We start from the raw sequence: 20,297 nt of genomic DNA on the forward strand, positions 1-20,297 counted from the left end.
TCGGCCTTGCCCTCGGCCGGGCTCACCGCCGCGCGCGCGGCCGGGGCGCACGGCGCGGCGGCGCGGGCCGGAGTGTGACGTTCGCCGCTCCTCGGGGAGGGGGTGTGCACATTGGTTACCCGCAAGTAGCATGGGCCGGGTGAGCGGGCGCTCAGCAACGTATGCCGAGGCGCCCCCGCGCAGCAGCGCCATCCCGTACCTGGAGGAGAGCCAACGTGCCTCGTACCGTCAGGGACGTCGTCTTCGTCGACGGCGTCCGCACCCCGTTCGGCAAGGCGGGCCCGAAGGGCATCTACCACGAGACCCGCGCCGACGACCTCGTCGTGAAGGCGATCCGGGAGCTGCTGCGCCGCAACCCGGACCTGGACCCCAAGAAGATCGACGAGGTCGCCATCGCCGCGACCACGCAGATCGGTGACCAGGGCCTGACGCTGGGCCGCACCGCCGGGATCCTCGCGGGCCTCCCGCAGTCCGTCCCGGGCTACTCCATCGACCGCATGTGCGCCGGCGCGCTGACCGCCGTGACCGCCGTCGCGGGCGGCGTGGCCTTCGGTGCGTACGACGTCGCCCTCGCCGGCGGTGTCGAGCACATGGGCCGCCACCCCATGGGCGAGGGCGTCGACCCGAACCCGCGCTTCGTCTCGGAGAAGCTGGTCGACGAGTCCGCCCTCTTCATGGGCATGACCGCCGAGAACCTGCACGACCGGTACCCGACGATCACCAAGCTCCGCGCCGACGAGTACGCCGTGCGCTCGCAGGAGAAGGCCGCCAAGGCGTACGCCGACGGCAAGATCCAGCAGGACCTGGTCCCGATCTCGGTGCGCAACACCAACGAGGCGGCCGGTGAGACGGGCTGGGGCCTGGTCACCACCGACGAGCCGATGCGCCCGGGCACCACGCTGGAGAACCTGGCCGGCCTGAAGACCCCGTTCCGTACGCACGGCCGGGTCACCGCGGGCAACGCCGCCGGTCTCAACGACGGTGCCACCGCCGCGATCATCGCGTCCGAGGACTTCGCCCGCGAGAACAACCTCCCGGTCAAGATGCGCCTCGTCTCGTACTCCTTCGCGGGTGTCGAGCCGGAGGTCATGGGCTACGGCCCGATCCCGGCCACCGAGAAGGCCCTCGCCCAGGCCGGCCTGTCCATCGAGGACATGGGCCTGTTCGAGATCAACGAGGCCTTCGCGGTCCAGGTCCTCGCCTTCCTGGAGCACTACGGCATCGCCGACGACGACGCCCGCGTGAACCAGTACGGCGGCGCGATCGCGTTCGGCCACCCGCTCGCCTCCTCCGGCGTCCGCCTGATGACGCAGCTGGCCCGCCAGTTCGAAGAGCAGCCGCACGTCCGCTACGGCCTGACCACCATGTGCGTCGGCTTCGGCATGGGCGCGACGGTCATCTGGGAGAACCCGCACTTCAACACCGAGGGAGACTCCAAGTGAGCACCACCACTGAGCTCCTGAAGGGCGCGGCCGAGCTGTTCCCGGACGAGGTCGTCACCGCCGCGCACGTCCGCCACCTGGACCTGCCCTTCGGCGCCGGGCGCTTCGCGCTCATCACGCTGGACAACGGCTTCGACCACACCAAGCCGACCACCTTCGGCCCGCAGTCCCTCGCCAACCTGAACGCGGCGATCGACCAGGTCGAGCAGGAGGCCCTCGCGGGCTCCATCATCGGTGCGGGCATCACCGGCAAGCCGTTCATCTTCGCGGTCGGCGCCGACCTCAAGGGCGTCGAGCTGCTGAAGCAGCACGACGAGGCCCTCGCCATCGGCAAGGGCGGCCACGACGTCTTCAAGCGCCTCTCGGCGCTGGCCGTCCCCACCTTCGCGTACTACAACGGCGCGGCGATGGGCGGCGGCGTCGAGGTCGGCCTGCACTGCACCTACCGCACCGTCTCGAAGGCCATCCCGGCCTTCTCGCTCCCCGAGGTCTTCCTCGGCCTGGTTCCCGGCTGGGGCGGCTGCACCATCCTGCCGAACCTGATCGGCGCGGACCGCGCGGTCTCGGTGATCATCGAGAACTCGCTGAACCAGAACAAGCAGCTGCGCGGCAAGCAGGTCTTCGAGCTCGGCATCGCCGACGCGCTGTTCGAGGGCGCGGACTTCCTGGAGCAGTCGCTGCTCTGGACCGCGAACGTGCTGAACGGCACCACCGAGGTCTCCCGCCCGGAGATCGACCGCGGCGAGGGCTGGGACGCGGCGGTCGCCCGCGGCCGCTTCATCGCGGACTCCAAGGTGCACGGCGCGGCCCCGGCCGCCTACCGCGCCCTGGAGATCATCGAGGCGTCGAAGGACGGCGACCTGCAGAAGGGCTTCGACGCCGAGGACACGGCCCTGGCCGACCTCATCATGGGCGGCGAGCTGCGCTCCGGCATCTACGCCTTCAACCTGGTCCAGAAGCGCGCCAAGCGCCCGGCCGGCGCCCCGGACAAGTCCCTGGCCCGTCCGGTCACCAAGGTCGGCGTCGTCGGCGCGGGCCTGATGGCCTCGCAGCTGGCGCTGCTCTTCCTGCGCCGCCTCGAGGTGCCGGTGGTCCTCACCGACATCGACCAGGAGCGCGTGGACAAGGGTGTGGGCTACGTCCACGCCGAGATCCAGAAGCTGCTCGGCAAGGGCCGCATCAACCAGGACAAGGCCAACCGCCTGACCGCCCTGGTGACCGGCGTCCTGGACAAGGCCGAGGGCTTCGCGGACGCGGACTTCATCATCGAAGCCGTGTTCGAGGAGATGTCCGTCAAGCAGAAGGTGTTCGCGGAGGTCGAGGCGGTCGCCCCGGCGCACGCGATCCTCGCCACCAACACCTCCTCGCTGTCGGTGTCGGAGATGGCCTCCAAGCTCCGGCACCCGGAGCGCGTGGTCGGCTTCCACTTCTTCAACCCGGTCGCGATCCTCCCGCTGCTGGAGATCGTCCGCGGTGAGCAGACCGACGACGCCTCGCTGGCCACGGCCTTCGGTGTCGCCAAGAAGCTGAAGAAGACCGCGGTCCTCACCAAGGACGCCCCGGCGTTCGTCGTGAACCGCATCCTGACCCGCTTCATGGGCGAGATCCAGAACGTCATCGACGAGGGCACCCCGGTGGTCACCGCCGAGAAGGCCATCGAGCCGCTCGGCCTGCCGATGTCCCCGCTGGTGCTGCTGGAGCTCGTCGGCCCGGCGATCGGCCTGCACGTCTCCGAGACCCTGAACCGCGCCTTCCCGGAGCGCTTCACCGTCTCGCCGAACCTGGCGGCGGTCGTCAAGGCCGGCAAGCGCGGCTTCTACGTCTACTCCGCCGAGAACGACTTCAAGCCGGAGCTGGACCCCGAGGTCGCCGCCCTTCTGGTGCAGGGCGACTCCGTCCTGACGGAGGAGCAGGTCCGCGACCGTGTCCTGGACGCGGTGGCGCAGGAGATCGGCCTGATGCTGGAGGAGGGTGTCGTGGCCGAGGCCCAGGACATCGACCTCTGCCTCATCACGGGCGCCGGCTGGCCCTTCCACCTGGGCGGCATCACGCCGTACCTGGACCGCGAGGGTGTCTCGGAGCGCGTGAACGGCAAGAAGTTCCTCGCCCCGGGTCTGGCGAGCGTCCCGGCCTGAGGCCCGTACGCCCCTGCGCCTGGCGGTGCGTGAGCACCGCGGACGCCCGTCCCCTCGCGGGGGCGGGCGTCCGCCGTTCCGCGGGCGGGCGGGCCCGGCTCCGGCCCAGCCCGCCCGAGCTGGCAGAATACGGTCCATGGCGGATGGCACGACACCTTTCAGCCGCCGGACCCTGCTGTTCGCGGGCGGTGCGGTGGCCGCCGGCCTCACCACGGGCGGTCTGTCCTGGGCGCTGCGTGCCGGGGCCGGCGAGCAGGACGGCTCACGGCCGATGGCCGGCGAGTTCGACATGCGGACCGGTGCGCAACTGCTCGCTTCGACTCCGCTGTTCAATACGACGGGACCGCAGTCGTTCGCGTTCGACGACACGAACGGCCAGGTCTACACCCTGCAGACCGTTCAGGCGGGAATCCGCCTCGACGGCGAGGAGGACCCGGTCGACTCGGGCGACCGGAAGACTGCCGGCGATATGTGCCTGACCCGGCTGAGCAGTTCCGGGAAAACGCTCGGGCATATGTATCTGCGCGGCTTCGGCCACGGAATTTCCTGCGGCGTCGAGCCGACGGGCCAGCACACGTACATATGGGTAGAGGGCCGGGCCGACACCGAGAGCGGCTACGGCCGCACGGTGGTCCGGGTGCCGTTCGAGGACGGTTCGATCCTCGACAGTTCCGACAAATCCGTCCGCCATTTCGATCCGGTGCCCGGATCCACCGACGTCTCCCCCACGCTCGACCTGCCCGGCGAGCGGGTTCTGGTGAGCCACGAGGAGGAGGGCGTGCACCGGTTCTCGGTGTACGGGATGGCGGATTTCCTGGCCGGGCGCTTCGACGCCGCGCAGGTCATCAGGGCCGGGGTGCAGGTCAAGCAGGAGGAGTGGTTCCAGGGCTGCGCGCTGTACGGGGACTACGTCTACGTGCTGACCGGCGGCCCTTACACCGGCAAGAACGGGGACAATCCGCGGAAGTCCGGCGGAAATACATATGTCTCGGCAATTGACGTGCGCACCGGCAAGGCACAGGGGCGTCATCACGTGACTGTGGCCCCGGATCTGGTGTACCGGGAGCCCGAGGGAATCGCGGTCGCCCTCGCGGGCGGGCAGCCGGCATTGTGCGTCGGATTTTCCGTGAAGACGAAGGACCGCCGCGAGCTGGTGCTGTATCGGTTCACGGCCTGAGGACCCTCTTCCGAGGGACCGTCGTCACATTCGCGGGCGAGGAAGCCCGAAATCATTGGCCTTGGGTTCACTGGACGTTCTAGAGCCGTCCACAAGACTGCTTATACTACTGCGACACTTCACAGGACCCTTATACCTCCATGGGGGAGGCACCGCACCATGGGCTCCAAGCGGCTGCGTGCCGTACTCGGCGTTCTGATCACCTCCGGGCTCATCCTCAGCTTCGTCGGGATGCTGGTCGCCGTCGCGTTCGCCTCCCTCCCCCTGTTCGCGGGCTGTGCCGCGCTCAGCTACGTCGCCGACCTGATGCTCCACAACACCGAGTCGCCGACGCTGGAGAAGCTGCGCGACTCGCGCTTCGGCCTGACGATGCGGTTCCTCATCCGGCAGTTCCTGCTGCTGGGCCTGTGCGGGGCCATCGCCAACATCGAGTCGTTCGTGGCGCAGATGACCACCATCGGCCTGCTCCTGCTGTTCATCCTCCAGCTCGCGTACGGCGCGCTCCTCAAGCACGTCCGCAAGATGCGCAACGAGCTTCCCTTCACCACGCGCGGGCTGGACCTGGAGGCGCTCGGCATCCGCCGCATGCCGCACCCGTTCCTGATGAACAAGCACGTCCGCAAGACGCTGCACCTGGACATCCCGCTGGTGGCCGGCGCCCTCATCACCGTCGCGACGGACGACTGGCGCTTCGTCACGTACGGCATGATCATCACCGTCTTCCTCGCCTACTTCTCACTGCTGGTGCTGGTGCCCGACGCGCGCAACGCGCTCAAGCTGCCCACCACCGATGAGGCCATCGAGGAGCTCAACCACCAGCTGGCCGAATACCGCCCCCAGGTCGCGCTCTACTTCACCTTCGCCGCCGTCTCCAAAGACTTCATGTACCAGGTGAACATGTGGCTGGAGTCGCTGGAGTCACTGGAGCTGCGGCCCATCATCGTGCTGCGCGAGCGGGCCACCCTGCGCTTCCTGGACGCGACCTCGGTTCCCGTCATCTGCATTCCGAAGGCGGACAATCTCGCACGTATCGAGATGAACGAACTCCGTGTCGCCCTCTACCCCGGCAACGCGGGCAAGAACGTGCACATGCTCCAGCGCGCCGAGGTCAAGCACGTCTTCATCGGCCACGGCGACAGCGACAAGCTCGCGAGCAGCAACCGGGTCAGCAAGGTCTTCGACGAGATCTGGGTGGCCGGCCGGGCCGGGCGCGACCGCTACGAGCGCATCAAGCACGCCGTGTCGCACCACCAGATCGTCGAGGTCGGCCGCCCGCAGCTGATGCCCCTGCACCGCTGGACCGGCAAGGTCGCCAACCCCGTGCCCACCGTCATCTACGCCCCCACCTGGGAGGGCTGGACCGATGACGCCTGCTACACCTCGGTCATCCCGGCCGGCGAGAAGCTGATCAAGGCGCTGCTCGACTACGAGCGCGACATCCGCATCATCTACAAGCCGCACCCGCTCACCGGCTCGCGCTCCGCCGAGGCCGCCGCCGCGCACCGCCGCGTCATCGCCCTCCTCGAGGAGGACAACGCCCGGCGCTTCGGCCGCAACCTCACCGACTCCAAGGCCGCCGCCAAGAAGCTCGCCCGGATCGACCAGCGCATCGCCGACCTCTCCGAGCGCGGCGTCCGCTCCAAGTACCCGGACCTCACGGAGGAGGAGCGGACCGCGCGCATCCGGCGCAGCCGCAACCAGGCCGGTGCGCTGTACTGGAGCGCCGTTCCCGACGCCGCGCACCACGTGGTGACCGAGCGGATCCCGGCCCTGTACGACTGCTTCAACCAGTCCGACCTGCTCATCGGCGACATGTCCAGCGTCGTCTCCGACTTCGTCGCGACCCTGAAGCCGTACGCGATCTTCAACCTCGACGGGCTGCCGGACGACCAGTTCCGCAACGAGCAGCGGACGGCGTACGCCTCCTACCTGCTGGACGGAGACTGCAACGGTCTCGCCGAGGCCATCGAGGCCACGCTGAACCCGCGCCAGGACGTCATGGCCCCGTACCGCGAGCAGCTCAAGGAGTACCTCCTCGGCGAGGAGTACCCGCCCTCGATCGTCCGCTTCAACGCGGCCGCCAACAACCTCTACCGGCGGGGGCTGCGCGATTTCCCCATCGAATACCCGGAGCAGTCCGCCTTCTCCGTGTAGTCGAGTCGCACAGCCCGCCCACCCACCGCCCTCCCCACCGCCGCGCCGCACCCAGCCCAGGAAGAAGGAGCCTTGTCCTCCAGACCTGTCCCCCACCGCACCATCGCCGTCGTTCTCGCTGGGGGCACCGGCCAGCGCATCGGTCTCGAGATACCGAAGCAGCTGCTCAAGATCGCCGGCAAGCCGATCCTGGAGCACACGCTTCACGTCTTCGAGAACGCGCCGGACGTCGACGAGGTGATCCTCCTCATGACGCCCGCGTACGTGGAGGACGCCCGCCGCATCGTCGAGCGGGCCCGGCTGGGCAAGGTCACCCAGGTACTGGCCGGAGGCTCGACCCGCAGCGAGACCACCCGGATCGCCATCGCCGCCGCGGCCGCCGGCCTCGGCGAGGGCGAGGACTGCAACCTCCTCTTCCACGACGCGGTCCGCCCGCTGCTCTCGCAGCGCGTGGTGCGCGAATGCGTCGAGTCCCTCGAGCGCTACCAGGCCGTCGACGTCGCCATCCCGTCCTCCGACACCGTCATCGTGACCCGCACCCACGGCAACGACGGCGAGTTCATCACCGAGGTACCCGACCGCTCCCGGCTGCGCCGCGGCCAGACGCCGCAGGGCTTCCGGCTCTCCACGATCCGCACCGCGTACGAGCGGGCGGCCGCGGACCCCTTCTTCCAGGCCACCGACGACTGCTCCGTCGTCGTCAAGTACCTGCCCCACGTCCCGGTCCACATCGTCACCGGCGACGAGTACAACATGAAGGTCACCCAGCCGGTCGACGTCTTCATCGCCGACAAGCTCTTCCAGCTCGCCTCCCACGCCGCGCCCGCCCAGGCCGGCGAGGCCGCGTACCGCGAGCAGCTGGCCGGCAAGACGATGGTGGTCTTCGGCGGCTCGTACGGCATCGGCGCCGACATCTCCCGCATCGCCGAGGGCTTCGGCGCCCGCGTCTTCGCCCTGGGCCGCTCCAGCACCGGCACGCACGTCGAGAACCTCGAGCACGTCGAGGAGGCCCTGGCCAAGGCCTACGCCGAGACCGGCCGCATCGACTTCGTCGTCAACACCGCGGGCGTGCTGCGCGTCGGCCGCCTCGACGCGACCGACAACGACACGATCCGGGAAGCGCTCGAGGTCAACTACCTCGCCCCCGTCAACATCGCCCGGACCTCGTACAAGTACCTGAGCGAAACCCAGGGCCAGCTGCTGCTCTTCACCTCCAGCAGCTACACCCGCGGCCGCGCCGAGTACAGCCTGTACTCCTCGACCAAGGCCGCCATGGTCAACCTGACCCAGGCTCTGGCCGACGAGTGGGCCGACGACCGCATCCGCGTCAACTGCGTGAACCCGGAGCGCACCGCCACCCCGATGCGCACCAAGGCCTTCGGCCAGGAGCCCTCGGGCTCCCTGCTCACGTCCGAGTCGGTCGCCCTGACCTCCCTGGACGTCCTGCTGTCCGAGATGACCGGCCACGTCATCGACGTACGCAAGCAGGACCCGACCACGACGCCGGCGCAGCGCTCCGGCTTCGAGGCGGCGCTGGAGTCCGTGCTGATCCAGACCACGGAGGACCAGGGGGTCTAGGCATGACGTACGTACCCGGGCAGCAGCACGGCCGACGCCCGAAGATCTTCGTGGCCGGCGACTCCGAAGCGGTCACCCGGCCGAACAGCTATCTGCCGATGGCGGGCTGGGCCCAGGCGCTGCCCCTCTTCCTCACCGATGCGGTCGAGGTCGTCAACTGTGCCCGCGCCCGCGCCAGCTCCAAGAGCTTCCGCGAGCGCGGCCGGCTCCAGTGGATCCTCGACAACCTGGAGCCCGGCGACTACCTGCTCTTCGGCTTCGGCCAGATCGACTGGAAGACGGACCCGGGCCTGCACACCGACCCGTTCTCCACCTTCCTGGAGCACATGCGGGCGTACGTGGACGGCGTGCGGGAGCGCCAGGGCCACCCGGTGATCTACCTGCCGTACGAGCGGCGGCGGATCGACCGGCACGGCAACGTGGCCCGGTTCCTCGGCGACTACCCGGTCGCCGCCCGGCAGCTGGCCGAGGACGAGCACGTCCCGGTCGTCGACATGTACGGGCAGAGCATGCAGTGGTGGGAGGAGCTCGGGCCGGAGGCGACCAAGTCCGTGTTCATGTACCTGCGGCGCGGCGAGCCCCTGCTCAAGGACGTCCTGGACGGGGACAACGTGCACCTGCGGGCCGAGGGCGCGATCGAGTGCGCCCGGTTCGTCGCCCGCAGCATGCTCGAGCAGGGCATCGTCCCGTCCCACTGGGGCCGGGACCTCGACCGCACGCGCTTCTCGTACGACGAGATGGGCTGGCTGGACGAGGAGACGTTCGAGCACCGCACCACGTCCCGTGTGTCCCAGTTCCCCGGTACCTAAGGAGTCCGGCACGTGAATCACCTCCTGTGCCGGGGCCGGGCCCTCGGGAACGACCCGTCCCCGGGCGCCGCCTACGCGGCCCTGTACAGCTCCGCCGATCCGCGCCGCGGCGTGGCACCCGGCGAGACGGTCCAGCTCGGCCTGTCCGTGGCACCCGACCAGGGTGCCGCGCGCGGCTGCGCCTACCTGTTGGAGGCGCCGCTGGCCGACTCCGCGGACATCGTGGCCGTCCAGGGGCTGGAGTACTTCCCTCGGCAGCGCTGGTTCCGGATCCGCGCCGACGCCGGCGGGACCGGCACCGGCGTCCTGCACCTGCGGGTCCACGACACGGCCACCGCGCCCCGGATCCGGCCCCAGATCGTGGTCGCCGTCCCGGACGCGACGGGTCGCAAGCTCGTCCGGACGGCCAAGCTCGACGCCGATGCGCTGCCGCTGCGCCCGGCGACGGCCCGGAGTCTGCGCATCGCGGCCGAACCGGGCCGGCCGGGCACGGTCAACGTGCTGTCCGCCGCCCCGGCGGGGAGCACGGCCGTCTCCGTGACGCAGCCCCGCGGCGGCGACGCACAGCTGTCGTACGACGGCTGGGTGACGTACAGCCCCGCTCCGTCCTTCACCGGCTACGACCGCTTCGCGTACACGGTGGCGACCCCGGCCGGGGAGCAGCAGACCTCGCACGTGAACGTCTTCGTGGGCTCGCTGGACTACACGCCGGGGGTGTTCCCGGCGCATCCGACGGACGTCGCCTTCCGGCCCTGGCAGTGGCCCGAACTCAGCGGGGAGATGCCGTGGCCCCGGCCCGGCCGGCCCGCGCGCAACCGATGAGGAACACAGGACCATGAACACCACCGCCGTGCGCCCCACCGATGTCAAGGACGTGACCGTCGCGGTCCGCGTCTCCAACCAGGCAGCCGCGCTCGACGCCTGCCTGGCCTCCGTCCTCGTGCAGTCGATCGGCACGGACCGGCTGGAGGTCATCGGCGTCGACGACGGGTCGACGGACGAGAGCGGGTCGGTCCTGGCCCGTGCGGCGCACCAGTACCCCTCGTTCGTCCGCGTGGGGCAGGTCTCGCACGGGCTGAGCCCGGCCGGGGCGCGCAACTGGGCGCTGAGCCAGGTCCGCGGACGGTACGTCATCTTCCTGGAGGCCACGGACCGGCTGGCGCCGGACGCGCTGGAGCGGATGGTCGCGGCGGCCGACGCGAACGAGGCCGACGTCGTCCTGGGCAAACTGGAGAGCTCCGGCCGGCACCCGGTCGCGACCTCGATGTTCCGCAAGAACCAGGCGTACACCGACGTGTACGCCACGCGCGTGTACTGGTCGCTGACCCCGGACAAACTGTTCCGGACCAGCCTGCTGCAGCGCCGGGGGCTGGCCTTCCCCACCGACATGCTGATCGGCGACGACCAGGCGTTCACCGCCGGCGCGTTCATCGGGGCGGACAACGTGTCGGTGGTCGGCGACGCGACCTGCGTGGTCAAGGGCCCCTCCCCGGCGGCCCGCGCGACGCTGCCGGACCGGGTCGCCCTGGCGTCCCGGATGCTGACGCTGATCGCCTCGCAGCTGCCCGAGGGGCCGCGCCGGGACAAACTCCAGTCGCGCCACCTGGAGGTCGAGCTCGGCAAGGCGACCGCGGCCGCGCTGCTGTCCGCCACGGACGCGGCGGAGCGCGACCAGGCGCTGTGGGCCGCGGCCGAGGTGCTGCGCACCCAGGCCTCCCCGGGCGCGCTGGCACTGCTGCCGCGCATGGTGGCCGTACGGTTCGCCCTGCTGGCGCAGGGCCGCTTCCCCGAGGCGCAGCAGATGGCCTCCTTCGAGGCGGACAAGGACCGGCCGGCGGTGCGCAAGACGGTCGAGAACGGCCGGGTTTTCACGACGCTGCCGTTCTTCCGCGACCCGCAGGTGGGGCTGCCGGACGAACTGTTCGACATCACGGGCGACATGACCGTCACCCAGCAGCTGCAGAAGGCCCGGTGGGAGGGGCCGATGCTGATGCTGGACGGCTTCGCGTTCTACGAGCAGCTGTCCACGAAGGAACGCACCACCCGGGTGGTGCTGCGGGAGCGGACGAGCGGCGCGCAGGAGAGCTACGCCGTGACGGCCCGGCGGGACGAGGCGCTGGCCAACGCCAAGGGCAAGCCGCGGGCGATGGGCCGGTTCTCGGCACGGGTCAACCTGGCGCAGACCTCCGCCGGCTGGCCGCTGCCGCCGGGTACCTGGGACCTCTACCTCGCGGTCGGGTTCGAGGGCGTGACGCAGGAGGTGCGGCTGGGGCCGAAGCGCTCCGGCGATCTCGACACGACCGCCCGGATGCCGGTGCCGATCGGGGCGGCGCCCGGTGCGCGGGGCATGGAGCTGGCCGCCGTGCCGTTCTACACGGAGTCGGGCGGGTTCAGCATCGAGGTGTCCCAGCGGACCCCGCTGCCGCGGCACACCTGAAGCCCGGTGCCCGCCGCCTGACGCCCGCCACCCGGCTCAGGCGGCGGCCCAGGGGCCGAACACCAGCCCCTGCTGAGTGGTGTCCTGCCGGCTGCAGATCAGGGAGCCGTCCGCGTCGAACGCGGCGACGACGATCCGGCCCGAGGTGTCGACCGCCACTTGGGGGGCGTACGCGCCGTGGCCGCCGAGCGAGACCCACCAGGTGCCGTAGCCCTCGTTCTCGGTGACGTAGGCGGTGACTTCGATGTCGCCCTGCGCGCCGGTCTGCGCGAGCACCGTGCAGTCGTAGCCTCCGAGGTCGGCGCGTACGACGCCCGGGGCTCCGCGGCCGCCTGCTCCGCCGAGGCTCATCAGGCCGCCCTGGACGCCCTGCTGGCCGGCCCGCCAGGCGACCAGCGAGCCGTCGCCCGGGTAGCGCCAGAAGTACGTCACGCGGCGCGGGCCCGTCTCGCAGACGACCGGGGTGCCGGGGACGACCGGGGTGGGGATGCGATGCGCGAGCGCGAAGCGGCCCTGGCCGATGCCCGCCCAGCGGTCCGCGCCGGCCGGGCCCAGGGCGAGCATCTCCAGCTGCCCGCCGGCGGGCATCAGCGGGGTCACGCCGCTCTCGTACGCCTCCGGGGCCACCTGCTTCCAGCCGCCCCACGCGCCCTCGGCGTTGCGGCTGCGCCGCAGGATGCCGCCGCGGCGCAGGGAGACGAGGACGTGGGTGGAGCCGGAGCGCTGGTTGACGGCGATGCGGGGCGGGCCGGCGAGCCGGTCGTCGGTGGGGCCGCCGCGCAGGCCGGGGGTGCCGAGATTGTGCCAGTCGATCATGCCGCGGCCGGGCTGGAACTGGGTGGAGACAATGACTTCCGGCCGCCCGGAACCGTCCTGGGTGGCCTGCAGGGCGACGAAGTGCACGTACCCCTCGCGGCTCTGCGCCATCGAGGCGGTGCCCATCCAGCCCGGGACCTCGAATACGTCGGGGCCGGTCCAGCCCGTGCGGGGAGCCGCGGCCTCGGTCCAGCGCAGCAGGCCGTTCGGGGTGCAGGCGTAGGCCGTCAGGCGGCCGTCGCTTCCCTTGAACAGCCAGTTTCCGGCCGGCGGCGAGGAACGGCGGGGGCCCGGTCCGCCCGGGGACGCGTCCTGCGCCCCGCGGACCGAAGGAGCGGTACGGCTACCGCCTTTGCCTCGGATCACGCCGCTGTCCACCCTTCTGCCGAATATGTCCTGCTCAAGCGACAGGGTTCTTCACCGTAAAGAACCAGCCACTCGAAAGTGTGTCTTATGATGCACCCCATTCGATAATAGAAGGGCTCTGCCTCCATGACCGACCAGCCCTCGGCCACTTCTCCTTCGTCCCGCCGCAGGCCGCGGCGCGGCGGCAGGCGCGCCCTGCGGATCGTGCTGCTGACGGTGGCCGTGCTCATCCTCGCGGCCGGCGGCGCGGGCTGGTGGGCCTACAGCCACCTCAACGGCAACATCGACAGCGTCGACCTCGACCAGGCGATCGGCGACAACCGCCCGAAGAAGGTCGTCGCGGGCGCGCAGAACGTCCTCGTACTCGGCTCCGACTCGCGTGCCGGGGCCAACGCGGACCTCGACCACGGCGATGTGAGCGGCGCCCGCTCGGACACCGCCATGCTGGTCCACATACCCGAGGGCCGGTCCAAGGCCACGGCGGTGAGCATCCCGCGGGACACCCTGATCAGCCGGCCCGAATGCAAGGACGCCGACGGCAAGACCGTCGAGGCCGCGAACCGGGTCATGTTCAACTCGGTCTACTCGCTCGCCGGTCCGGCCTGCGTGGTCAAGACCGTGGAGCAGATGTCCGGGATCCGCGTGGACCACTTCGTCGAGGTCGACTTCGCCGGGTTCAAGGGCCTGGTGGACGCGCTCGGCGGGGTCACGGTCACCCTGGACAAGCCGATGAGCGGGGCGAAGGGCGGCCTCAAGCTCGACGCCGGCACGCACCGGCTCAACGGCACCGACTCGCTCAAGTTCGTCCGTACCCGCTACGGCTACGGCGACGGCAGCGACCTCGGGCGCATAGGCCTCCAGCAGCAGTTCATGATGGCGATGCTGTCGGAGATCAAGAAGCAGGACGCGCTCGGCAACCCGGCCCGGCTCTACAAGCTCGCCGACGCCGGCACGAAGTCGCTGACCACCGACTCCGACCTCGCCTCCCTCACCTCCCTGGCCGACTTCGCCCAGAGCATGAAGGGCGTGGACCCGGACACGATGGAGACGATCATGCTCCCGGTCGCCTACGACAAGGTGGACCCGAACCGCGTGATCGTCGCGGAACCGCAGGCGGGCCAGCTGTGGGAGGCCCTGCGCACCGACCAGAAGATCCCGGCGGAGGCGAAGAAGTCCCCCGCCAAGGGCTGACGGCACGCATCACACGCCATACGAAAGCGGGCCGTACGGGACACCTTCCGTACGGCCCGTTTCGTCGTGGGCGAGGCCGGGGTGCTAGTACCTCGCGTCCATGCCCTCCTTGGCGAGACGGCTGTTGTGGCGGCCGTACAGGAAGTAGACGACGAAGCCGATGACCATCCAGATGCCGAACCGGATCCAGGTCTCGACCGGCAGGTTGAGCATCAGCCAGAACGAAGCGGCGATCGACAGGATCGGGACCACCGGCACCCACGGGGTACGGAAGGCCCGGTGCAGGTCGGGGCGGGTCCGGCGCAGGACGATCACGCCGAGGGCGACCACCACGAAGGCGAACAGGGTGCCGATGTTCACCAGTTCCGCGAGCTTCTCGAGGCTGGTGAAGCCCGCGATGACGGCAATGACCGACCCGAGCAGGATGGTCGCCCGGTAGGGCGTGCGGAACTTCGGGTGGGTGACGGAGAAGACGCGCGGCAGCAGTCCGTCGCGGCTCATCGCGAAGAACACCCGGGTCTGGCCGAGCAGCAGGATCATGCACACGGTGATCAGGCCGACGGCCGCCCCGAGACTGATGGCGCCGGAGAAGAAGGGCTGGTTCACGGACTTGAAGGCCTCGGCGAGCGGGGCGCTGGCCGACATCTCCGTGTACTTCTGCATGCCGGTGACCACCAGCGTCACGGCGACGTAGAGCACGGTGCAGATGATCAGCGAGCCGAGAATGCCGCGCGGCATGTCCCGCTGGGGGTTCTTGGTCTCCTCGGCCGCGGTGGCCACGACGTCGAAGCCGATGAACGCGAAGAAGATGAGAGAGGCCGCGGTGAAGATGCCCATGACGCCGAAGTTGGTGGGCGCGTAGCCGAAGAGCACCTGAACCAGAGGCGCCGTCAGGCCGCTCCCGGCGGGCTGTGGCTGGGCCGGGGGAATGAACGGGCTGTAGTTGTCCGCCTTGATGAAGAACAGGCCCGCGACGATGACCAGCAGCACCACGGTGACCTTGATGGCGACGACGATCGCGGTGATCCGGGCCGAGAGCTTCGTCCCCACGACCAGGATCGCGGTGAGCAGCAGGACCAGCAGGAAGGCCAGCAGGTCGAAGGTTCCTCCCTCGTCGGGCCCGGACAGCGCGGTGGGCATGTCCCAGCCGAGGTTGGTGCTCATGAGGTGGCGCACGTACCCGGACCAGCCGACGGCGACGACGGCGGTGCCGAGCGCGAACTCGAGCACCAGGTCCCAGCCGATGATCCAGGCGGGCAGCTCACCGATCGAGGCGTACGAGAAGGTGTACGCCGAGCCGGCCACCGGCACGGTGGACGCGAACTCGGCGTAGCAGAGTGCTGCGAGGGCACAGACGATGCCCGCTGCGACGAACGCAACGGACGTGGCGGGTCCGGCATTGTTGCGGGCTGCGATGCCCGTGAGGACGAAGATGCCGGTGCCGATGATGACACCCACACCGAAGACCGTCAGGTCCCAGGCGGAGAGCGACTTCCGGAGCGCGTGTTCCGGCTCCTCCGTGTCGCGGATGGACTGCTCCACCGTCTTGGTGCGGAAGGGGCTGTTCAAATCCTTGCTCACCGACGCCTCCGACTGGTGACGACGCACACGAACGGGCCGGGAGGCCCACTCTTCAAGAGTGATCTCCCGGCCCGTGACGTGCAACCGCGCGGCGATCTACGGCCTGATGTGCCGGCCGGGTGCGTCGGCTAGTCGACGGCGGCGGCCGGCTCGCTGTCGAAGCGCCCGTCCAGCTTGGCGACCAGGCCGGTGACCTGCCGGGCGATGTCCGGCGCGGTCAGGCCGATCTCGGCCATGATCTCCTTGCGGAGGGCGTGGTCGAGGAACCGCTGCGGGATGCCGAAGTCGCGCAGCGGCACGTCGACTCCCGCGTCGCGCAGCGCCTGCGAGACGGCGGCGCCCACACCGCCGGTGCGGCCGTTGTCCTCGACGGTGACGACCACGCGGTGCCGGTCCGCGAGCGGGGCCAGGGCCTCGTCCACCGGCTTGACCCAGCGGGGGTCGACCACGGTCGTGGAGATGCCCTGCTTGTCGAGCAGGTCGGCGATTTCCAGGCACATCGGGGCGAGCGCACCGACCGAGACGAGCAGTACGTCCGTGAGGGCACCTCCCAGGCCCGCAGGGCCGAGGGGGAGGGTGACTTCGGGGGCCGGGGTGCGCAGTACGTCCATGCCGCCGATCCGGCCGACGGCCGGGACGGCCGGGCCGACGACGCCCTTGGAGTAGCGCACGACGGTCGGGGCGTCCTTGACCTCGACGGCCTCGCGGAGCTGGGCGCGCAGCTGCTCGGCGTCGCGCGGGGCGGCGAGCCTCAGGCCGGGTACGACCTGGAGGATGGACATGTCCCACATGCCGTTGTGGGAGGCGCCGTCGTCGCCGGTGACACCGGCGCGGTCCAGGACGAAGGTGACCCCGCACTTGTGCAGGGCCACGTCCATCAGGACCTGGTCGAAGGCACGGTTGAGGAAGGTCGCGTACACCGCGAAGACCGGGTGGACCCCGCCGGTGGCCAGACCGGCCGCCGAGGTGGCGCCGTGCTGCTCGGCGATGCCCACGTCGTAGATGCGGTTCGGGAAGGCCTCGGCGAACTTGTTGAGGCCGACCGGGTGAAGCATGGCGGCGGTGATGCCGACGATGTCCTCGCGCTCGTGGCCGAGCTTGACCATCTCGTCGGCGAAGACGGAGGTCCAGCTGGCGGCGGCGGTCTTGACCGGCAGGCCGGTGTCCGGGTGGATCACGCCGACCGCGTGGAAGCGGTCCGCCTCGTGCTCCAGGGCCGGGGTGTAGCCGCGGCCCTTCTGGGTGAGGCAGTGCACGATGACCGGGCCGCTGAAGCGCTTGGCGCGCTGCAGGGCGGACTCCAGGGCGTCGATGTCGTGCCCGTCGATGGGCCCGATGTACTTCAGGCCGAGGTCCTCGAACATGCCCTGCGGGGCGATGAAGTCCTTGAGGCCCTTCTTGGCGCCGTGCAGGGTCTCGAAGAGCGGCTTCCCGACGACCGGGGTGCGCTCCAGGATCTCCTTGCCGCGGGCCAGGAAGCGCTCGTAGCCGTCCGTGGTGCGCAGGGTGGCCAGGTGGTTCGCGAGGCCGCCGATGGTGGGGCCGTACGAGCGCTCGTTGTCGTTGACGACGATGACCAGCGGGCGGTCCTTGGCGGCGGCGATGTTGTTCAGCGCCTCCCAGGCCATGCCTCCGGTCAGCGCGCCGTCGCCGATGACGGCGGCGACGTGGTGGTCCTCCCGGCCGAGCACCTCGTTCGCCTTGGCCAGGCCGTCGGCCCAGCCCAGCACCGTGGAGGCGTGGGAGTTCTCGATCACGTCGTGGTCGGACTCGGCGCGCGAGGGGTAGCCGGACAGGCCGCCCTTGGTGCGCAGGCCGCCGAAGTCCTGGCGGCCCGTGAGCAGCTTGTGGACGTAGGCCTGGTGGCCGGTGTCGAAGAGGACCTTGTCCTTGGGCGAGTCGAAGACCCGGTGCAGGGCGATCGTCAGTTCGACCACCCCGAGGTTGGGGCCGAGGTGCCCGCCGGTCTTGGAGACGGCGTCGACGAGGAAGGACCTGATCTCGGCGGCGAGCTGGTTGAGCTCCTCCTGGCTGAGCCGGTCCAGATCGCGCGGTCCCTTGATGCGGGGCAGCAGCACCCGTGCCTCCTTGCAGTTGCTTGCTGGTCTGTCGAGTCTAATGTTCCGTCGGCGACCGCGGTCATCGGGCTGCCGTACACGGGTCACGGCGTTGTCATACCTGCATGCATCCCTGTGCAGATCACCCCGAGGTCACACATCACATTCGGGCGTATACCCACACAGGTGTACGCACATTTGTACGCACAGGTGCCCGGTGCCACTCGGGGTGGCACCGGGCACTGTGACCGGTCTTACCGCATCGGATGCGGTGTCAGGCGCGTCCGGCCGTCTTCTGGGTCTTGCGGGTGACCGAGTCGATCACCACGGTGGCCAGCAGCACCGCACCGGTGATCATGTACTGGATCGGCGTGGCGATGCCCTGGAGAGCCAGACCGTACTGGATCGAGGTGATGACCATGACGCCGAGGAGGGCGTTCCAGGTCCGGCCCCGGCCGCCGAAGAGGCTGGTGCCGCCGATCACGGCCGCCGCGATCACGTTCATCAGCAGGTCGCCGCCGCCGGCGCTCTGGTTGGCCGCCGCGATCTTGGAGGCCCAGAAGAGCCCGCCGATGGCCGCGAAGGTGCCCGAGATGGTGAACACCGCGATGCGGATCCCGATGACGCTGATACCGGCGCGGCGGGACGCCTCGACGCTGCCGCCGAGGGCGAAGACGTTCCGGCCGAACGTGGTGCGGCGCAGGAGGAAGTCCGTGCCGACCAGCACCACCACGAAGAGCACGACCGCCAGCGGCAGGCCCTTGTACTGGTTGAACACGGCCGCGGGACCGAAGGTGACGACCGCCAGCAGACCCGTGCGCAGGGCGAGCTCGCTCATCGGGCGGGACGGGACCCCCGCGGCCTCGCGGCGGCGGTTGTCGAAGAAGCTGGCCAGGAAGTACCCGATCACCGCGATCGCGGCGAGGCCGTAGCCGGCCGCCACGTCCGTGAAGAAGTACGTGGTGAGCTGGCCCACCACGCCGTCGGAGTCGATGTTGATCGTGCCGTTGCTGCCGAGGATCTGCAGCATGGCGCCGGACCAGAAGAGCAGGCCCGACAGGGTGACCGCGAAGGCCGGTGCGCCGATCTTGGCGAAGAAGAAGCCGTGGATTGCGCCGATCAGGGCACCGCCGGCGACCGCAGCCAGGATCGCCACCCACTCGTTGACCCCGTGGGTGACGGCCAGGACGGCGAAGAGGGCACCCGCGACACCGCTGACCGAGCCGACCGAGAGGTCGATCTCGCCGAGCAGCAGCACGAAGATGATGCCCACGGCCATCATGCCGGTGGCGACCATGGTGATCGCGATGTTGGTGAGGTTCTCCGGGGACAGGAAGTTCGCGTTCAGCCCCTGGAAGATGCCGCAGATGATGATCAGGCCGACCACGACCGGGAGGGAGCCCAGGTCACCGGCCTTCATCTTGCGGCCGAACTCGCTCAGGTAGCCGGCCAGACCCTGCTCGCGGACGAGCAGCCGGGGGTCCACCGCGGGAATGGCGTCCGCCGGGGCGGCCGGGTTGGCCAGCTGGGCCACCTCTTCCGCCGAGGTGTGGTGTGCCGAGGTGTGGTGTTCGGTGCTCACTTGCGAGCCTCCCCGGTGCGGGCCGCCCGACGGGTCACGGCGTTGTCCGTGGCTCCCGTGATGGCGGAGATGATCTCTTCCTGCGACGTGTCCTTGACGTTGAAGACGCCGTTGTTGCGGCCCAGCCGCAGGACCGCGACCTTGTCGGCGACGGCCTTCACATCGGCCATGTTGTGGCTGATGAGGATGACCGCGTGGCCGCGCTCGCGCAGCCGCTCCACGAGGTCGAGCACCTGTGCGGTCTGCTCGACGCCGAGGGCGGCGGTGGGCTCGTCGAGGATGACGAGCTGGGGCTCACCGAGCATCGAACGGGCGATCGCCACGGTCTGGCGCTGACCGCCGGAGAGCGAGGCGATCGGGATGCGGACACTGGGGATCCGGATGGACAGGGTGGTCAGGAGCTCGCGGGCGCGGCGCTCCATCTCCACCTCGTCGAGGACGCCGCGGCGCTTGAGCTCGCGACCCAGGAACAGGTTGCCGACGACATCGATGTTGTCGCACAGCGCGAGGTCCTGGTAGACCGTCGCGATGCCCAGGTTCTGGGCGTCGTGGGGCTTGCTGATCGAGACCGGCTTGCCTTCCCACTCGATGACTCCGTCATCGATGGGGTGGACGCCGGCGATCGTCTTGACGAGCGTGGACTTGCCGGCGCCGTTGTCGCCGACCAGGGCGACCACCTCGCCGGAATGGATCTCGAGCTCTACATCGGTGAGCGCCTGGACGGCACCGAATCGCTTCGAGACCCCTCGCAACGCCAGCACGGGCGCAGCGGACACATGAACCATCTCCTTCGCCGCCTGACCGGCGGGGATGTCGTGCAGTAAGTGCAGGAGCGGGGTGGGTGGGGGAATCGTTTCTGCCCAGCGCCCCGCGGGTGGCGGGGAAAAGGGAGCGGGGCGCCGGGCAGGCGCGGGGGTCCTGGGGACCGGAGGCCGCGGGGGCGGGCCTCCGGCCGGCAGGACGCTGGGGCCT

14 protein-coding genes are annotated in these 20,297 nt (G+C 70.1%); 9 read left to right on the forward strand and 5 right to left on the reverse strand.

Annotated elements, in window-relative coordinates:
* Window positions 1–215 precede the first annotated feature (215 nt).
* From AB0I68_RS13625 to AB0I68_RS13660, 8 genes are all read left to right on the forward strand, one after another.
* Window positions 216–1,442 (forward strand): acetyl-CoA C-acyltransferase, encoded by a 1,227-nt coding sequence (locus tag AB0I68_RS13625; RefSeq protein ID WP_363177430.1) that lies wholly within the window; start codon window positions 216–218, stop codon window positions 1,440–1,442.
* A complete protein-coding gene (locus AB0I68_RS13630) occupies window positions 1,439–3,577 on the forward strand; it encodes a 3-hydroxyacyl-CoA dehydrogenase NAD-binding domain-containing protein (RefSeq protein ID WP_363177431.1) in 2,139 nt (712 codons plus the stop codon). Before AB0I68_RS13625 ends, AB0I68_RS13630 begins: the two co-directional genes overlap by 4 nt.
* A 271-nt stretch (window positions 3,578–3,848) precedes the next feature.
* Window positions 3,849–4,754 (forward strand): signaling protein, encoded by a 906-nt coding sequence (locus AB0I68_RS13635; RefSeq protein ID WP_363177432.1) that lies wholly within the window; start codon window positions 3,849–3,851, stop codon window positions 4,752–4,754.
* A gap of 159 nt (window positions 4,755–4,913) precedes the next feature.
* On the forward strand, window positions 4,914–6,908 hold the full coding sequence (locus AB0I68_RS13640; protein ID WP_363177433.1) for a hypothetical protein: 1,995 nt from the start codon (window positions 4,914–4,916) through the stop codon (window positions 6,906–6,908).
* 72 nt (window positions 6,909–6,980) lie between these two features.
* Window positions 6,981–8,486 (forward strand): bifunctional cytidylyltransferase/SDR family oxidoreductase, encoded by a 1,506-nt coding sequence (locus AB0I68_RS13645; protein WP_363177434.1) that lies wholly within the window; start codon window positions 6,981–6,983, stop codon window positions 8,484–8,486.
* A gap of 2 nt (window positions 8,487–8,488) precedes the next feature.
* Window positions 8,489–9,295 carry a rhamnogalacturonan acetylesterase gene (locus AB0I68_RS13650; RefSeq protein WP_363177435.1) on the forward strand — a complete coding sequence of 269 codons (807 nt, stop codon included), beginning with the start codon at window positions 8,489–8,491 and terminating at the stop codon, window positions 9,293–9,295.
* 12 nt (window positions 9,296–9,307) lie between these two features.
* A complete protein-coding gene (locus AB0I68_RS13655) occupies window positions 9,308–10,117 on the forward strand; it encodes an Ig-like domain-containing protein (protein WP_363177436.1) in 810 nt (269 codons plus the stop codon).
* Between the two features lie 13 nt (window positions 10,118–10,130).
* Window positions 10,131–11,732, forward strand: a complete 1,602-nt coding sequence (locus AB0I68_RS13660) for a glycosyltransferase family 2 protein (RefSeq protein ID WP_363177437.1) — start codon at window positions 10,131–10,133, stop codon at window positions 11,730–11,732.
* Window positions 11,733–11,768: 36 nt separating this feature from the next.
* Here AB0I68_RS13660 and AB0I68_RS13665 read toward each other — a convergent pair whose 3' ends face one another.
* The gene (locus tag AB0I68_RS13665; protein ID WP_363177438.1) at window positions 11,769–12,914 is read right to left on the reverse strand and encodes a hypothetical protein; all 1,146 of its coding nucleotides are present in this window, start codon (window positions 12,912–12,914) and stop codon (window positions 11,769–11,771) included.
* A 126-nt stretch (window positions 12,915–13,040) separates the two neighbouring features.
* Between AB0I68_RS13665 and AB0I68_RS13670 the strand changes: the two genes are divergently transcribed.
* Window positions 13,041–14,105: an LCP family protein gene (locus AB0I68_RS13670; RefSeq protein WP_363177439.1), complete on the forward strand. Its 1,065-nt coding sequence runs from the start codon at window positions 13,041–13,043 to the stop codon at window positions 14,103–14,105.
* An 84-nt stretch (window positions 14,106–14,189) separates the two neighbouring features.
* Here the strand turns inward: AB0I68_RS13670 and AB0I68_RS13675 are convergent, their stop codons facing one another.
* From AB0I68_RS13675 to AB0I68_RS13690, 4 genes are all read right to left on the reverse strand, one after another.
* Window positions 14,190–15,686, reverse strand: coding sequence for an amino acid permease (locus AB0I68_RS13675; RefSeq protein ID WP_363177440.1), 1,497 nt, complete (start codon window positions 15,684–15,686; stop codon window positions 14,190–14,192).
* A 128-nt stretch (window positions 15,687–15,814) separates the two neighbouring features.
* Window positions 15,815–17,764, reverse strand: a complete 1,950-nt coding sequence (dxs, locus tag AB0I68_RS13680; protein WP_363177441.1) for a 1-deoxy-D-xylulose-5-phosphate synthase — start codon at window positions 17,762–17,764, stop codon at window positions 15,815–15,817.
* Between the two features lie 253 nt (window positions 17,765–18,017).
* The gene (locus AB0I68_RS13685) at window positions 18,018–19,277 is read right to left on the reverse strand and encodes a sugar ABC transporter permease (RefSeq protein WP_363177561.1); all 1,260 of its coding nucleotides are present in this window, start codon (window positions 19,275–19,277) and stop codon (window positions 18,018–18,020) included.
* Between the two features lie 44 nt (window positions 19,278–19,321).
* The gene (locus AB0I68_RS13690) at window positions 19,322–20,110 is read right to left on the reverse strand and encodes an ATP-binding cassette domain-containing protein (protein WP_363177442.1); all 789 of its coding nucleotides are present in this window, start codon (window positions 20,108–20,110) and stop codon (window positions 19,322–19,324) included.
* Window positions 20,111–20,297: the final 187 nt, after the last annotated feature.

It is taken from the genome of Streptomyces sp. NPDC050448 (assembly GCF_040655295.1).
GTDB lineage: Bacteria > Actinomycetota > Actinomycetes > Streptomycetales > Streptomycetaceae > Streptomyces.